The sequence below is a fragment of the Rhodococcus sp. NS-SX18 genome (assembly GCF_057367935.1).
Genome location: NZ_CM170633.1, coordinates 4444739 through 4459843 on the forward strand (window position 1 = coordinate 4444739; position 15105 = coordinate 4459843).

Genomic DNA, 15105 nt, shown 5'->3' on the forward strand with positions numbered 1-15105 from the left:
GATGTTCTCCGTTTCTCAGGGGATGGAGACGGGCGTTACGGTGCGGCCACTCCCACGCCGCGCCACTCGTCGAGCACCCGGCTCGGCTCGTAGCCGACGACGGTGCCGGAGGTGATCGCGCCGAGTTCGGCGAACGCGACGGGCAGCATCGCGGCGTGGTCCATCACCACGGCGTTGACCTCCCCGAGCAGAACGGCCCGTTCGTCGGGGTCGGTGGCCCGGTTGGCCGCCTCCATCGCCTCCCGGAAGCCAGGGATGTCGTCGTGCGACGGGTTCTGCGGCGAGTCCTGCCCGTAGTACGACGTCAGCAGCAGCGACGGTTCGGCGCGACCGGTCAGGGTGGTGAGGATGGCGTCGAGTTCACCGCGGTTGAACGCGGGATTGAGGTCGGTCGGCGTCATCGACCGGATCTCCATCGTGATGCCCACCCGCGCCAGCTGTTCCTGCATGATCTGCGCGATGAGCTGGTTCTCCGGCAGGTTCGACGCGCCGGCGACGAAGGAGAATCCGTTCGGCACACCGGCCTGCGCGAGCAGGGCCTTCGCGCGTTCGGGGTCGAAGGCGTACTGGCCGTCGAGGGCGGCGTTGTGCGCGAAGTACCCGGAGGGGAAGTTCTGGCTGGCGGCTTCGCCGTGCCCCTCGAGGGCGGTCTCGACCACGGCTTCCCGGTCGACGGCGTGGGCGAGGGCCTGCCGCACCTCGAGCCGGCCGAATTCGCTGCGGGTCCGGTTGAGGTTGAGCACGTAGTTGTTGAGGGTGGTCTGCACGTCCGCTTCGAGGCCCTGCTGCTCGGCCGGGTCGACGGACAGCGGCGTGGCGATCGCGGCGTCGAGCTGGCCGGAGGCCACCGCGCTCACCCGGGTCTGCGGATCGGTCATGACGATCCACTCGAAGGCGCGGGACTGCACCGCCTCCGGATCCCAGTAGCCGTCCCGGGCGACGAATTCGTACTGCGCACCGGGCTGTGCCTGCGCGACGGTGTAGCGACCGGTGCCGGCCGGGGTCAGTACGAGGGCGGCGTCCTTGTCGGAGGTGCCGAACGCGTTGGGGTTGACCATCATTCCGGGCAGGTCGGAGAGGGTGAGCACGAGCTGCCCGCCCGGGCCGTCGAGCCGCAGCACCACGGTCTGCGGGTCGGGCGCCTCGACCGCGGCGACACCGGCGAGCATGGCGGCGGTGATCGAGTCGGGCTGCATCGCGCGTTCGAGGTTGGCCACCACCGCGGCCGCGTCGAACGGGGTGCCGTCGGAGAACGTCACGTCCTGCCGCAGACGCAGCGTCAGGGTGGAGCCGTCGTCGGCGAACTCCCACGACTCGGCGAGCCCGGGAATCGGGTTCGCGTCCCGGTCACGGTGCACCAGCCGGTCGTAGACCAGATTGAGCATGATCGAGTCGCTGGTGATTCTCGTCTTGTGCGGGTCGAACGACGACGCGCCGTAGGTGGTGGCGTAGCGCAACGTCGCGTTCGGGTCGGCGGTCTGTGCGACGTCCGTCGCCGCGGAGCTGCCGCACCCGGCCACCGCGACGGTCACGGCGAGCACGGACAGGGCGGCCTTCATCGATCTGCGAAACATGACAGTCCTCGGGGTGATTCGGTTCGTCGAACGGTTCACGGGGCGGCGACGCCGACGCCGCGCCACTCGTCGACGAGCAGGGTGGGTTCGTAGCCCACGACCTCGTCGGTCAGGGTGGAGCCGAGTTCGAAGAACACCAGCGGGATTGCGAGCGCGTTGTCGCTGACGAGTTTCGACACGTCGCCGAGCTTGTCGGCACGCGCCTGGAGGTCGGACTCGCGGTTGGCCGCATCCAAAGCTTCCTGGAATCCGGGAGCCGTGCTGCGGGACGGGTTCTGCGGCGACTGCGCCCCGTACAGCGCGGAGAACAGCAGAGCGGGATCGGACCGGCCGGTGAAGGTGGTGACGATGGCGTCGGCGTCGCCGCGGTTGAACGTCGGGGAGGCTTCGGACGGCGGCATCGGCTTCAGCTGCATGTCGATGCCGACCTCGGCGAGCTGTTGCTGCACGATCTGCGCCACCTGCACGTTCTCGGGCAGGTTGAGCAGGATCGCGGTGAAGGAGAACCCGTTCGGCAGTCCTGCCTGCGCCAGGAGCTTCCGTGCCCGGTCGGGGTCGTACGGGTAGGCGCCGGCCAGGTCGGGATCGTAGGCGAAGTAGTCCTTCGGGAAGTTCTGGGTCGCGGCCTCGGCGTGACCTTCCATCGCGGTGTCGGCGATGGCCTGCCGGTCGATCGCGTACGCCAGCGCCTGCCGCACCTCGAGCTTGCCGAACTCTCCGCGCGACCGGTTGAGGTTGACGGCCATGTGGTCGAGCCGCAGGGCCGTCTCGACCCGCAGGCCCTGCTGCTCGGCGGCATCGATGGTCAGCGGGGTCGTGATGGCGGCGTGGAGGTCTCCGGAGGTGACGCCGGCGAGCCGGGCCTGCGGGTCGGTCATCACCGTCCACACCACACTGTCCGTGCGGACCGCGTCGGGATCCCAGTAGCCGGGCCGGGCCGTGAACTCGTACTCGGCGCCCGGCTGTGCGCGGGTCACCGTGTAGCGGCCGGCGCCGGCCGGGGTGAGCGCCAGCGCGGCGTTCTTCTCGGGGGTGCCGAAAGCGTCCGGGTCGACGATCATTCCGGGCAGGTCGGACAGTGCGAGGACGAGTTGCGCGCCGGGCCGGTCCAGGGCGAGCACGACGGTGCGCTCGTCGGGGGTCGTGATGCCGGTGACCCCGGCGAGCATCGGTGCCGTCACCGAGTCCGGTTCGAGCGCGCGGTTCAGGTTGGCCTGGACGGCGGCTGCGTCCACCGGGGAACCGTCGGCGAAGCTCACCCCCTCACGCAGATGCAGGGTGAGCGACTCGTCGGTCAGCTCCCACGATTCGGCCAGGCCGGGGACGGGTTGTGCGTCGACGTCGCGGTGCACGAGCCGGTCGTAGACCAGGTTGAGCATCGTGGCGTCACTGGTGATCCTCGTCTTGTGCGGGTCGAAGGAGGACGCGCCGAAGACCGTCGCGTAGCGCAGCGGGATCGCGGGATCGGCGACCCCCGAGTTCTCGGACACCTCGGAGCCGCATGCGGCCACCAGCACCGCGCACGTCCCGACGGCGGCCGTCCACCGCCGGACGGCAAACCTGCCCATAGCGACCGGCATCTCACCCCTTCCTCGAAGCGCTCGCGCGCACAGTCGATTTCAGGACGGACGACGATGCGCACGGCCCTGTTGCCGACCGAACCTAAGGGGTTGTGACGTGCCGCACATCGCCGTTCCCACTGAACGAGACCGCGCGGGAATCGGTGGTCAGCCGAGCGCGCCGAGGAGGGCGGCGTTCACCTCCGCGGCCGGGACCATGGGCATCGTGTGGTGCGTCGCGCCCTCGAGGAGCACCGCTCGCAACCGCGGATTCGCGGCCGCGACCGCGGCCGCCACCTTCGCGCTGTCGTGGACCTTGCTGCCGGCCGCGAGGACGACCGTCGTGTCCACCGCGAGCCCGGCGAGGGCGCGGCGTGCGGGGCGTTTCGGGACGACGAGCCTGCCCGTCGGGAAGTGCTCGGCACCGAGGGCGACGAGCTCGAGCCAGTCCTCGTCGAGTGGCCGGCCGCCGGTCTCCCAGCGCAGGAATCGGCGCTGACGGTCGCCGCTGGGCCGCAGCAGCAGCGGGACCGCGCGAGCCAGGTACCCGGCGCGCATTCGGGCGAAGCACGAATTCGGATCGAGCAACACCATGTTCCGGATCCGCTCGGGGCGTTCGAGTGCGTAGGCGAGCGCGACCATCGCCCCGTACGAGTGGCCGACCAGGTGGAACGATGACACACCGAGCGCCGCGGCGACGCCGTCGAGCCACACCCGCAGATCGTCCACGCCGCGCATCGGCTTTCCGTGCGCGATGCTCCGGCCCACGTCACCGAGCGGATCCACGGCCAGGACCCGGTACCGTCCGGCGAGCGCCGAGGCATTGGCGAACCACACCGCCGACGTCGCTCCCCCGCCGGGCAGCAGGACGACCGGCGGCGCGTCCTCGGGGCCGCAGACATTGACATGCGTTGTGCCGAAGTCCGATTCGACCGTCACCGCGCGGACGTCTGCCGGCCACTTCGCGAGCACGGCATCGTAGGCGCGGAGAAACCGCTCTCCCTCGGCGGTGGTGGCGAACTCTGTCGACGCACGCGGCATCGTCTCCCCTTCGTCCGGATCAGCCCGTCGGCCCGGCCATACCGTAGAACCGTTCCACCCGCATCCGCAGCACGAGCCGGCGATCGGCGACCATCGCGGCCCGGAACTCGTCCCAGTCCGGATGTTCGCCCTGCACCGTCCGGTACAGCGCGACGAGGTCCTCGACGGTGGCGTCGTGCGGATCCGCCGCCACGGGCGACAGCTCGGCCGTGCCCTCGGCGACCGCGTACGCCCAGCCGTCGGCGGCGCTGACGTACAGGCTCACGCGCGGGTCGCGGCGCACGTTCGCGGTCTTGGCTCGGCCGTCGGTGACGGAGACCGCGAAGGTCCGGGCGCCCGGGTCGTAGTGGTAGACGATGTTGGACAGCTGCGGCCGCCCGTCCCTCTTCAGAGTGACGAGGGCACCGATCTTCGAAGTGGCGAAAAGTTTTTCGAGTCCGTCGGCAGTCACGACATCACCATCGCTTTCCGTGGGATCGGTAGCGTTTGACGTACTCCACCCAGTTCCAGGTGGACAGGAAACCCTGCGCTGCCTCGTACCCCTTGGCGAACTGCGCCTCGATCTCGGACTTGTCGATGTCGAAGTCCAGGACGCCGACCTCGGTGGAGTCGACGCGGATCGTGCGGGCGCTCACCCACGGCTGGTTGAGGTGCGCCTGGTCGCGGCCGACGAGGACGGTGGTGACGATGCCCTCGATCAGCTCCGGGGAGTCGCCGAGCGCCGAGAACGGGCGCAGCAGCCGCAGCGGTGGCAGGACCTTGTCGTTGCCGGCGGGCAGGTTCGGCAACACGGTGACACCGAACGTGGGCCAGCGGGGCTGGTCGGTGTCGATCCGGTCGAGCGAGTCGATGGGGAAGTTCGACAGCAACCCGCCGTCGACCAGCGTCGACCGCAACCCGGATGTGGCCGTGAGTGTCGCAGGCCGGAAGTAGAAGGGGATCGACATGGACGCGCGCACGGCGTCGGCCACCGACTGCTCGTCCGGGTCGAGCCCGTAGACCGAGCGGTAGTCCCACGGCAGCCGGACCAGCAGCCCGCGCGTGATGTCCGTGACCGTGACCACCAGGCGGTACCGTCGTTCCTCGGGGATCTGGTCGTCGGCGATGCGCAGATCCCCGAACGTGCTGATGCCCAGGTCCTTCAGTGTGTCCCGGATCCAGGCGTGGGCGTAGTCGCCGCGATAGATGCCCGATCCGCGCAGCACCCCGATCGCGGGGCCCAGCAGGGGAATCCGTTCGACCGGACCCGAGTCGAGGAACTTGTGGTACTCGAGGCCGAAGACGGCGTCGCGCATCTGCTCGCCCGTCCACCCGGCCTTCGATCCGGCCGCGACGACGGCGCCGACCACCGCACCCGCCGACGTTCCCGAGACCCGGTTGAGCCGGTACCCGGCGTCGGCGAGAGCGACGACGGCGCCGGCCAGTCCGATGCCTTTCACCCCGCCACCGGCGAGGACGAGGTCGGCGGGACCCGCGGTCATCGCCCACCTCCGAGGTCGCGTCCGCCGCTCGGGACGATCCGTTCGCACCCGTCCATGGCCGCCCCCTCCTGCAGCATCCGGGAAAGGAGTCTGGCTCCCCGTGCTCCCACCCTATGCCGCACATCACGGAGCGTCGGCGGTAATCGCAACGTGTCCCCGCTCAGGCCACGATGCTGTCGAGGGCGGCGATGATGCGGGACGGCGCGTGCTTGCTCTCCGTGCGCCGGATCATCCGGATCCAGGTGGCGAGCGGTTCTTCGGGTCTGGCAATCAACTGGCCGAGAACTGCGGCGGAGTTGTCGAGGTGGGTCTCCATGAGCGGCCGCTGCTGCGGTGGAAGAGCGGCGATCAGCGTCGCCGCGTTCCACGCGTTGTCCCGGGCGCGGTCGAGGCTGAAGTCGAGCATGCGGTCCGAACTGTCCCCGAAGTCGCCGAGCAGACCCAGCAGCGGTGAGAACTGCCCGATTGTGGCGCGCACCCGGGGGATCAACGAGGAGAGGATGTCGTTGATGCGGACGAAGTCGTCGTGGAAGCCGGCGAGCGCGGCGCCTTGGAAGGTCTGTCCGGTCACCACGGCGAGGTCGAGATTGATGTGGGCGTTGATGCCGAGCAGCAGGTTCTGCAGGATCACGGACTGCCCCGAGCGGACGGCGTCGAACGCGACACGCCAGCACCGGGCCGCTGCCGCATCCGCGAGGTAGGCGTCGAAGTAGCGGTTGGCGAACAGGGCGTCGAACCGGCTCATCCGCGGGCCGTCGTCGAACCAGCCGTCCACGATGCGGGTGCGGACCTCGAGCGTCACCTGCCGGTACAGCGCTGCGAAGTACCCGCGCGGGTCCTCGGCGCTGCGGGCGCCGGCCACGATCCCGTCGAGGATCGTGAGCACCTCGTCCACGTTCGTGGCGCGCATGGTTCCCCAGTGTGGCAGCGCCGGGGGCGGAATCGGGCACATGGACGGTCGTTGCGATTGAATCGCAACCGGACGGGTACGCCTCGGGCAGTGAAGACCACGACCGGAGGAGACAAGCCCTTGAACACGCATGTCACCGCGGACACGCTGCGCACGCTGCTCGAGTCGTCGCTCGACGGTGCGACGCTGATCCTGCAGGGCGGCCGGCCGCAGGTCGTCGCCGCGGACGAGCTGAGTGACGAGAACCGCGCGCTGGTGATCGTCACCCGCGACGAGCTGCGCGGGCAGTTGCCGAAAGACCGGGACTACAACGACACCGATCTCGAACTCCACGCCGCGACGCTCGAGGCGACCGTCTCGAATCTCGGCGGCTGAACGGCACGAGCCGGCGCGGCGGGCGCCCGGTCAGCTCGGCCGGGCGTCGGGATGCTCGCGCACGAAGTTGAGATACGCCTTCGACGGCGTCGGCCCGCGCTGGCCCTGGTACTTGGAGCCGACGGCGGCGCTGCCGTAGGGGTGCTCGGCGGGGCTGGTCAGCCGGAACAGGCACAGCTGCCCGATCTTCATCCCCGGCCACAGCGTGATCGGCAGGTTGGCGACGTTGGAGAGCTCGAGGGTGATGTGCCCGCTGAAGCCCGGGTCGATGAATCCGGCCGTGGAATGGGTCAGCAGCCCGAGCCGGCCGAGCGACGACTTGCCCTCGAGACGACCGGCGAGATCGTCGGGCAAGCTGCACGTCTCCATCGTCGACCCGAGCACGAATTCCCCCGGGTGCAGGACGAACGGTTCCCCGGGCGGGGCCTGCACGAGCGAGGTGAGTTCGTCCTGGCGCAGCGCAGGGTCGATGTGCGTGTAGCGGGTGTTGTTGAAGACCCGGAACAGGCTGTCGAGCCGCACGTCCACGCTCGACGGCTGCACCATCGCGACGTCGAAGGGGTCGATGCCGAGACGCCCGGAGGCGACCTCGGCGCGGATGTCGCGATCGGAGAGCAGCACGGGGTAGAGACTAACAACCCGCCCCGGGCGGTCCCGCGGCTCGAGGCCCACGGCGACGGGGGCAGGCGGCCGGGCTCGGCGACTAAGCTCGATCACACATGGTGCACGATCGGTCCCTCGCGCCGTGCCCGGTGACGGACTGGAGCAACGAGCGTCGCAAAGAGTGCCTGCGCTCCACCCGGCTCGGGCACCGCTGGCGGCGGTTCGGGCGCGCGCGCCGCGGTCTCGCGTGGCTGGCGCTGCTGGCGGTCCCGGTCTCGATCCTGGGCGGGCAGTACTGGATCCACGACGTCGCCCCCGAACGCGACCGGCTGGCCCACACCCGGCCGCACCTGCATCCGATCTTCGACGCCGCGGATCCGGCCGATCGTGCCACCGCGGTGGTGAGCATGGTCGGACTCGGCAATCTCGATGCCACCGACACCGCCGTCGCCCTCCCGGCGCTGGCCGCGCTCGGGCAGGTGTGGGCGGTGCAGTACGACAACAGCGGTCTCGACACCGCGGTGGTCAGCCGGATGATCGTCGACCACGCGGAGCAGGCCGGGGTGGAACGCGTCGTGCTGACCGGGCACAGCATGGGCGGCATCATCGCCCTCGAGGTGGCCGGGCACGTCGTCGCCGACCCGGACCTGGATCTGCTGGCGGTGATCCTGGACTGCACGCCCGTCGATCTGCACGCGGTGCGGGCCGACAAGCGCGACGCCGGGGAGGATCTGCTGCGCTGGGTGGGGTGGGTGCCCGGGGCGCGTGAGAGCCGCACCCTGCGACTGGTGGTCGAGACCGCCGCCCGCAAGGACCGCTACGTCGTTCCGCATCCGCACGGCTTCCCCACCGTCGATCCCGGTGGGCTGGTCGACGCGGTCACCGAAGTGCTCGAGGACAAGATCTTCGCTCCCGACGTGGCCAGTACCGGGCTGATCGAGTCCCAGTTCGAGGCCATCGTCGCCTCGGGTGCGCTCGACGATCTGGGGGCGCTGGCGTCACGTCGCGGGGACAGTCGCGGTCCGGCGGTGGTCTTCGTGCGGCCCGGGCGCGGCACCGACGACGACGTCGTCGACGTGGACTACAGCCAGCGGGTGCTGTTCGAGCGGGTCGGCGGTTCGAGGGGATCGCTGCTGGTGGTCCGGTTGGCCGGCACCGGGCACGCCGACCCGATCCAGCAACCGCAGGCCTACAACGCCGCTGTCGCCACGAAGATCGTGCCGTTCGTCGATCGGCTCGCCGAACGGGACACCCGGCCGGTGCAGGCGAGCGGGCGGTGACCGACGCCGCGGTCGACATCCGCGCCGCAGTGGATCGTCGGCGCCGAGAGGGTCAGGTGCCGGTGGCGTGCTCGCCCAGGATGGTGGTCAGTTCCTCCGCATACGCGAGCTGGGTGCGCAGACGCGCGCAACTGTCCTCGGCGCGCCGGTGGAACTCCGCCAGCACGCCGCGGGCGTCGTCGGCCGCCTGCCCGGACGTCGCGGCGTCGGCGATCCGATCGAGAGCGGCGAGCAACTCGCGCATCTCCTCGAGGGTGAATCCGAGCGGCTTCATCCGCCGGATCACCAGCAGTCGCCGCACGTCGTCGTCGGTGTAGAGCCGGAACCCGCCGCTGCTGCGGGCGGACGGGGTAACCAGGCCCACCTCGTCGTAGTGGCGGATGGTCTTGATCGACAGTTCGGTGCGCGAGGCCACCTGTCCGATCTGCATATGCCCCGAATCGATGGTCACAGCCGCACCCTTTCCTCCCGGTCCGCCTCCACCGTAGCGAGCCGTCCGACCCTCAATTCGAACTCTACCCTCACCGGAGGGTAGAGTTCCGCGGGTCCCGCGGACGCGACGACGCCGTCCCGTCCGCGCACGGGTGCCTCGCCCGGTTCCCATCCCACCGCTGGAAAGAAGACCCGACTGTGACCACTCCTGCCGGCAGCGCCCCGGCCGTTCCCGAAGCGGACGCCGATCCCGCCCTCTCGGTGCGCGGCGCCCTGCGTGCCCCGAACCGCCTGAAGACCGAGATCCTCGCGGGATTGGTCGTGGCACTGGCGCTGATCCCCGAGGCGATCTCGTTCTCCATCATCGCCGGGGTGGACCCGCGGGTGGGGTTGTTCGCCTCGTTCACCATGGCGGTCACCATCTCGATCGTCGGCGGGCGGCCGGCGATGATCTCCGCTGCCACCGCCGCGATCGCGTTGGTCGTCGCGCCGGTGGCCCGTGAGCACGGCTTCGACTATCTCGTCGCCACCGTCATCCTGGGCGGCATCTTCCAGGTGGCGCTCTCGGCGCTGGGGGTGGCCAAGCTGATGCGGTTCATCCCGCGCAGTGTCATGGTCGGCTTCGTCAACGCCCTGGCGATCTTGATCTTCACCGCGCAGTTGCCACACCTGATCGACGTGCCCTGGCTGGTCTATCCCCTGGTCGCGGCGGGGCTGGCGGTGATGTTCCTGCTGCCGAAGCTCACCTCGGTGGTGCCGGCGCCGCTGGTGGCGATCGTGGCACTCACCGCCGCCGTGCTCGTCTTCGGGTGGGAGGTGCCGAACGTCGGCGACGAGGGTGAGCTGCCCGAGTCGCTCCCGATGCTCTTCGTCCCCGACGTGCCGCTCACCACCGAGACGCTGTCGATCATCGCCCCCTACGCGCTGGCGATGGCGCTGGTCGGCCTGCTCGAGTCGCTCATGACCGCCAAGCTGGTCGACGACATCACCGACACCCACTCGAACAAGACCCGCGAGGGCTGGGGACAGGGCGTGGCCAACCTCGTCACCGGGTTCTTCGGCGGCATGGGTGGCTGCGCGATGATCGGGCAGACCATGATCAACGTCAAGGTCTCCGGGGCCCGCACCCGCATCTCCACCTTCCTGGCCGGGGTGTTCCTGCTGATCCTCGTCGTCGCGCTCGGCGACGTCGTCGCGCTGATCCCGATGGCCGCCCTGGTCGCGGTGATGATCATGGTGTCGGTCGCCACCCTCGACTGGCACAGCATTCACCCCCGCACCCTGAAGCTGATGCCGCGCAGCGAAACCCTGGTGATGCTGGTGACCGTGGTGGCCACCGTCGCAACCCACAACCTCGCGATCGGGGTGATCCTCGGCGTGGTCACCGCGATGGTGCTCTTCGCCCGCCGCGTCGCCCACATGATCAGCATCGAGAAGGTCTCCGAGGCCGACACCGACCACGACGGCACGGTCGACACCCGCGTCTACAAGGTGCACGGCGAGCTGTTCTTCGCCTCGTCGAACGACCTGGTCTACCAGTTCGACTACGCCGGGGATCCGCGCAACGTCGTCATCGATCTCACCGGCGCCGACATCTGGGACGCGTCCACCGTGGCCACCCTCGACGCGATCCGGCACAAGTACGCAGCGAAGGGCAAGCACGTGGAGATCACCGGCCTCGACGGCGCCAGCCTCGAACGCCTCGACCGCCTCTCCGGCCGGCTCGGCGACGGCCACTGACCACCGCTGGGCAGAGCGTCCTCGCCCGATCCGCGGCCCCCACCGGCACCACCCATCACGCTCCCCTCCCCGGTATCTGAGCCTGCTCGAACGCCAGCGCATTGCCACGCTACGGGCCGCTGGACACTCGATCCCGCAGGCGGCCGGGCGCTTGGTCGATCGGCGTCGACTGTCAGTCGTGGCGCACGCACGCGCTACCGGGTGCTCACTTTGATCCCGCCAGGACCGTCTGCTCGACGACACGGATGTTTGGGCGAAGGCGCAGGAAAAGCCGCGCTGCGGTGCGGGAGTGAGCGTCGGACAAGTCCACCTACCGGGAAGTCTTGGTCTTGTTCTTGGCTTTGCCCTGGGCCGTGCCCGCCGTGGGAATCCTCGTCCTGCGGGCGGTACCGGAGGAGGCGGGGACCGCCCCGGCAAGGGCGGCGTGTTGCATGTCGGAAAGCACATCGAACAGCCCTTCCGGGACCTGCGCCAGAATCTCGAGCTGCTCGGCAGTGACCTCGACACCGGGGTCGGGCTCGCAGCTCTTCAGGGCCCTCAGCAGGTAGGCGCGGGCGACGGTGGAGACGGGCAGTTCCTTCTCCGCGGCGAGGGTTTCCAGGCGCGTGTACTCGTCCTCGTTGAGCCGGATCTGGAGGACCTTCGCGCGAGGATTGCGATGGGAGATCTTCGCGGTGGCCGGGATGTCGTAGTCCTCACCCTGCGCGTCGGCTTCGGCGGCGATCCGGGCGATGAGTTCGGCAGGTGGAGTCTTCGTCATCACTGGTTCCTTTCGGTGTACCGACGGAGCAAAGGTCTCTTTCGGAGCGGGAACGCGGTAGCCACCCACAAGGATCCGTCTTCGGGTTCCTCGACGATGACGACGCGTAGGACACGGCCCCGGCTGTCGGAATAGCCGAGAACTTCGAGGGTCATGCCGGAGACGCTGCCCTGCGGGTCGGTGAACACAACTCGGTCGGGGTCGTGCAGCGTCTGGTAAACCCGGAGGCGGGTCAGCTGGTGTTTGTCGCAATGCCCCTGGTCAAGGTCCACGTCCTCGGGTCGGAAGTCGTCGGGTTCCACCACCTAAACTGTGCTACAGATGCGCAGAAATTGTATTACAAAGCGGCGGGGGCGGCCGCGCCGGAACTGCGCTATCGACCGCATCCGTCAAGCCGGACGGGGGGCGTGTCCTCACCCCCAGTTCGCACAACCGACCAACCCCACCACACGGCAACCACGCCGCCACCGACGCCGAGCAACGTGGGTTGACCCCTCGGGTGGACACGGGGTCAGGCGGGGTGCTATCACCGGAACAACCAGCCGGGACCCCGCCCCGGGACGGCCGCGACGTCGGTGACCGTCCCGAGAGGATTAGGATCGGCAGATTTGAGCACCGGTCCTTGGCGCAACCGATCTGATGATCGACAGACTTCGTCAACTCAGTTCTCATCGGTGTGATTTCGTACCAATGCTGGCCGTCGTCCGCGTACTACGCGAGCAGGTCGACCGGCCCTCCGTTTTGAGGGCCAGTCGACCTCCCCTCTGCCCATGCATACTTCGGTCTGCTCGACGACCCGCGGTCGCACCGGCCGTGGAGTGACGGACCTTACTCACAAGGACGCAGGTCTACCTGTCACGGTGCGGTTTCGGACTCAGGGTTGACGGCCGCCAGCGCGGTGTTCAAGGTCTGACTCGGCCGCATCACGGCCACGGTCTTATCCCGGTCCGGCTTGTAGTAGCCGCCGATGTCAACCGGCGCGCCCTGCACCTCGATCAGCTCCCGCACGATCGTGTCCTCGTCCCTGGCCAGCGCCTCGGCCAGCGGGGCGAACTGTTCTGCGAGTTCCGGGTCCTCGGTCTGCGCGGCAAGTTCCTGCGCCCAGTACATCGCGAGGTAGAACTGGCTGCCCCGGTTGTCGAGCTCGCCGGTCTTGCGCGACGGGCTCTTGTTCGTCTCCAGCAGCTTGCCGGTCGCTGCATCGAGCGTGTTTGCCAGGATCTTGGCGCGCTCGTTGCCAGTCTTGATGCCGAGGTCCTCCAGGCTTACGGCCAACGCCAGGAACTCACCGAGCGAATCCCAGCGCAGGTGGTTCTCCTCCACCAACTGCTTGACGTGCTTGGGCGCCGACCCGCCGGCGCCCGTCTCGTACAGGCCGCCGCCCGCCATCAGCGGCACAATCGACAGCATCTTGGCGCTCGTACCGAGTTCGAGGATCGGGAACAGGTCGGTGAGGTAGTCACGCAGGATGTTGCCGGTCGCGGCGATAGTGTCCATCCCGCGGATCAGCCGCTCCAGCGTGTACCGCATCGAGCGCACCTGCGACATGATCTGGATGTCGAGGCCCTCGGTGTCATGATCCTGCAGGTACAGCTCGACCTTCTTGATCAACTCGTTCTCGTGAGGGCGGTACGGGTCGAGCCAGAACAGGACCGGCATACCGGAGTTGCGTGCCCGGGTGACCGCGAGCTTGACCCAGTCGCGGACCGGCGCGTCCTTGACAGTGCACATGCGCCAGATGTCACCCGCCTCGACATGCTGGGTGAGCAGCACCTCACCGGTGTCGACATCGACGAAGTTGGCTTCGCCCTGCTCTGGAATCTCGAAAGTCTTGTCATGCGAGCCGTACTCCTCGGCCTTCTGCGCCATAAGCCCGACGTTGGGGACGGTACCCATGGTCGTCGGGTCGAACGCGCCGTTGGTCTTACAGAAGTTGATGATCTCCTGGTAGATGCGCGCGAACGTAGACTCCGGCATGACCGCTTTCACGTCCTTGGGTCTTCCGTCGGCGCCGTACATCTTGCCGCCTGAGCGGATCATCGCCGGCATCGAGGCATCCACGATGACGTCGCTGGGTGAATGGAAGTTCGAGATGCCGCGGGCGGAATCGACCATGGCCAACTCGGGACGGTGCTCATGGCAGTTGTGCAGATCCTGATTGATTTCGTCGCGCTGCGTGCTGGGCAGCGTCTCGATCTTGTCGTACAGGTCGCCGAGACCATTGTTGACGTTGACGCCCAGTTCGTCGAACAGCTTCTGATGCTTGGCGAAGGCGTCCTTGTAAAAGGTCTTCACCGCGTGGCCGAAGACGATGGGGTGCGAGACCTTCATCATCGTCGCCTTGACGTGGAGGGAGAACATCACGCCCGTCTTGCGCGCATCCTCCATCTGCTCCTCGTAGAAGTCGAGCAACGCCGTCTTGCTCATGAACATGCTGTCCATGATGTCGCCCTCACCCAGGTCCACCTCGGGCTTGAGGACGATCGTCTCGCCGCCCTCGGTCACCAGCTCCATCCGGACCTTGCGCGGCCGGTCGAGCGTCATCGACTTCTCGCCGTGGTAGAAGTCGCCGTGCCGCATGTGCGCGACGTGGCTGCGTGAGGCCATCGACCACTCGCCCATGCTGTGCGGGTGCTTACGGGCGTACTCCTTCACCGCCCGGGGTGCGCGCCGATCGGAGTTGCCCTCACGCAGGACCGGGTTGACCGCACTGCCGAGAATCTTGCCGTAGCGCTCCCGGATGGCACGCTCCTCGTCCGTCTTCGGGGCGTCCGGGAAATCCGGGACCTGGTAGCCCTTGCCCTGCAGTTCCTTGATGGCGGCCAGGAGCTGCGGCACAGACGCGCTGATGTTGGGCAGTTTGATGATGTTGGTCTCGGCCAGTTGCGTCAGACGACCCAGCTCGGCAAGGTTGTCCGGGACGCGCTGCTCTTCCGTGAGGCGGTCGGGGAACTCGGCCAGGATCCGCGCCGGCACCGAGATGTCGCTGGACTCGATCTCGATGCCCGCGGCACCAGCGAAGGTACGCACGATCGGCAGGAAGGCGTAGGTCGCGAGCAACGGTGCCTCGTCGGTCAACGTGTAGATGATGGTCGACTGCTTATCGGCGCTCATTCTTGTCTCGTCTCCCACGTCAGTTCGGTCCGCTTCACGAAGTGCTTTGCGTGCGGTATTGCATCGAGTATCAGGCTACGTGCGAGAACACAAGAACCATATTTACCCGCCAGTAGCGCGAACTCCGCTAACAGGCTCCGACAGCCCGCTGACGGCAAGCATCCGATCGTGCGCCTGCTCTCCCGTGACGCGAACGCGAGTCGGCGCACCCCGGGTGCACGCCCCACCGTGACCGC

14 protein-coding genes are annotated in these 15105 nt (G+C 68.4%); 3 read left to right on the plus strand and 11 right to left on the minus strand.

All coding sequences use genetic code 11. The annotated features are described in order from the left end of the window. Positions 1-35 precede the first annotated feature (35 nt). From AC2IPW_RS20290 to AC2IPW_RS20315, 6 genes are all read right to left on the minus strand, one after another. The gene (locus AC2IPW_RS20290; RefSeq protein ID WP_486377039.1) at positions 36-1559 is read right to left on the minus strand and encodes an ABC transporter substrate-binding protein; all 1524 of its coding nucleotides are present in this window, start codon (positions 1557-1559) and stop codon (positions 36-38) included. Between the two features lie 50 nt (positions 1560-1609). Further along, positions 1610-3154: an ABC transporter substrate-binding protein gene (locus tag AC2IPW_RS20295; RefSeq protein ID WP_486375507.1), complete on the minus strand. Its 1545-nt coding sequence runs from the start codon at positions 3152-3154 to the stop codon at positions 1610-1612. 147 nt (positions 3155-3301) lie between these two features. Beyond that, entirely contained in the window at positions 3302-4174 is an 873-nt protein-coding gene (locus AC2IPW_RS20300) for an alpha/beta fold hydrolase (RefSeq protein ID WP_486375508.1), read from the minus strand. A gap of 19 nt (positions 4175-4193) precedes the next feature. Beyond that, the gene (locus AC2IPW_RS20305) at positions 4194-4625 is read right to left on the minus strand and encodes a PPOX class F420-dependent oxidoreductase (RefSeq protein WP_371382316.1); all 432 of its coding nucleotides are present in this window, start codon (positions 4623-4625) and stop codon (positions 4194-4196) included. A gap of 4 nt (positions 4626-4629) precedes the next feature. After that, positions 4630-5655, minus strand: coding sequence for a patatin-like phospholipase family protein (locus AC2IPW_RS20310; protein WP_003934609.1), 1026 nt, complete (start codon positions 5653-5655; stop codon positions 4630-4632). Between the two features lie 160 nt (positions 5656-5815). Next, on the minus strand, positions 5816-6565 hold the full coding sequence (locus tag AC2IPW_RS20315; RefSeq protein WP_486375509.1) for a DUF5995 family protein: 750 nt from the start codon (positions 6563-6565) through the stop codon (positions 5816-5818). 120 nt (positions 6566-6685) lie between these two features. Between AC2IPW_RS20315 and AC2IPW_RS20320 the strand changes: the two genes are divergently transcribed. Next, the gene (locus AC2IPW_RS20320) at positions 6686-6940 is read left to right on the plus strand and encodes a hypothetical protein (RefSeq protein ID WP_486375510.1); all 255 of its coding nucleotides are present in this window, start codon (positions 6686-6688) and stop codon (positions 6938-6940) included. Between the two features lie 30 nt (positions 6941-6970). Here AC2IPW_RS20320 and dcd read toward each other — a convergent pair whose 3' ends face one another. Beyond that, entirely contained in the window at positions 6971-7561 is a 591-nt protein-coding gene (gene dcd / locus AC2IPW_RS20325) for a dCTP deaminase (RefSeq protein WP_003934612.1), read from the minus strand. Positions 7562-7659: 98 nt separating this feature from the next. Here dcd and AC2IPW_RS20330 point away from each other — a divergent pair, with 98 nt between their 5' ends. After that, entirely contained in the window at positions 7660-8823 is a 1164-nt protein-coding gene (locus tag AC2IPW_RS20330; RefSeq protein ID WP_486375511.1) for an alpha/beta fold hydrolase, read from the plus strand. Positions 8824-8875: 52 nt separating this feature from the next. Here AC2IPW_RS20330 and AC2IPW_RS20335 read toward each other — a convergent pair whose 3' ends face one another. After that, entirely contained in the window at positions 8876-9253 is a 378-nt protein-coding gene (locus AC2IPW_RS20335) for a MerR family transcriptional regulator (protein WP_234575075.1), read from the minus strand. Positions 9254-9453: 200 nt separating this feature from the next. Between AC2IPW_RS20335 and AC2IPW_RS20340 the strand changes: the two genes are divergently transcribed. Next, positions 9454-10995 carry a SulP family inorganic anion transporter gene (locus AC2IPW_RS20340; protein WP_486375512.1) on the plus strand — a complete coding sequence of 514 codons (1542 nt, stop codon included), beginning with the start codon at positions 9454-9456 and terminating at the stop codon, positions 10993-10995. A 310-nt stretch (positions 10996-11305) separates the two neighbouring features. Here the strand turns inward: AC2IPW_RS20340 and AC2IPW_RS20345 are convergent, their stop codons facing one another. From AC2IPW_RS20345 to AC2IPW_RS20355, 3 genes are all read right to left on the minus strand, one after another. Next, entirely contained in the window at positions 11306-11755 is a 450-nt protein-coding gene (locus AC2IPW_RS20345) for a hypothetical protein (RefSeq protein ID WP_234574761.1), read from the minus strand. Beyond that, on the minus strand, positions 11755-12057 hold the full coding sequence (locus AC2IPW_RS20350) for a hypothetical protein (RefSeq protein ID WP_486375513.1): 303 nt from the start codon (positions 12055-12057) through the stop codon (positions 11755-11757). Before AC2IPW_RS20350 ends, AC2IPW_RS20345 begins: the two co-directional genes overlap by 1 nt. A 553-nt stretch (positions 12058-12610) precedes the next feature. After that, complete coding sequence (locus AC2IPW_RS20355) at positions 12611-14869, minus strand: NADP-dependent isocitrate dehydrogenase (RefSeq protein ID WP_486375514.1); 2259 nt, start codon at positions 14867-14869, stop codon at positions 12611-12613. Positions 14870-15105 lie beyond the last annotated feature (236 nt).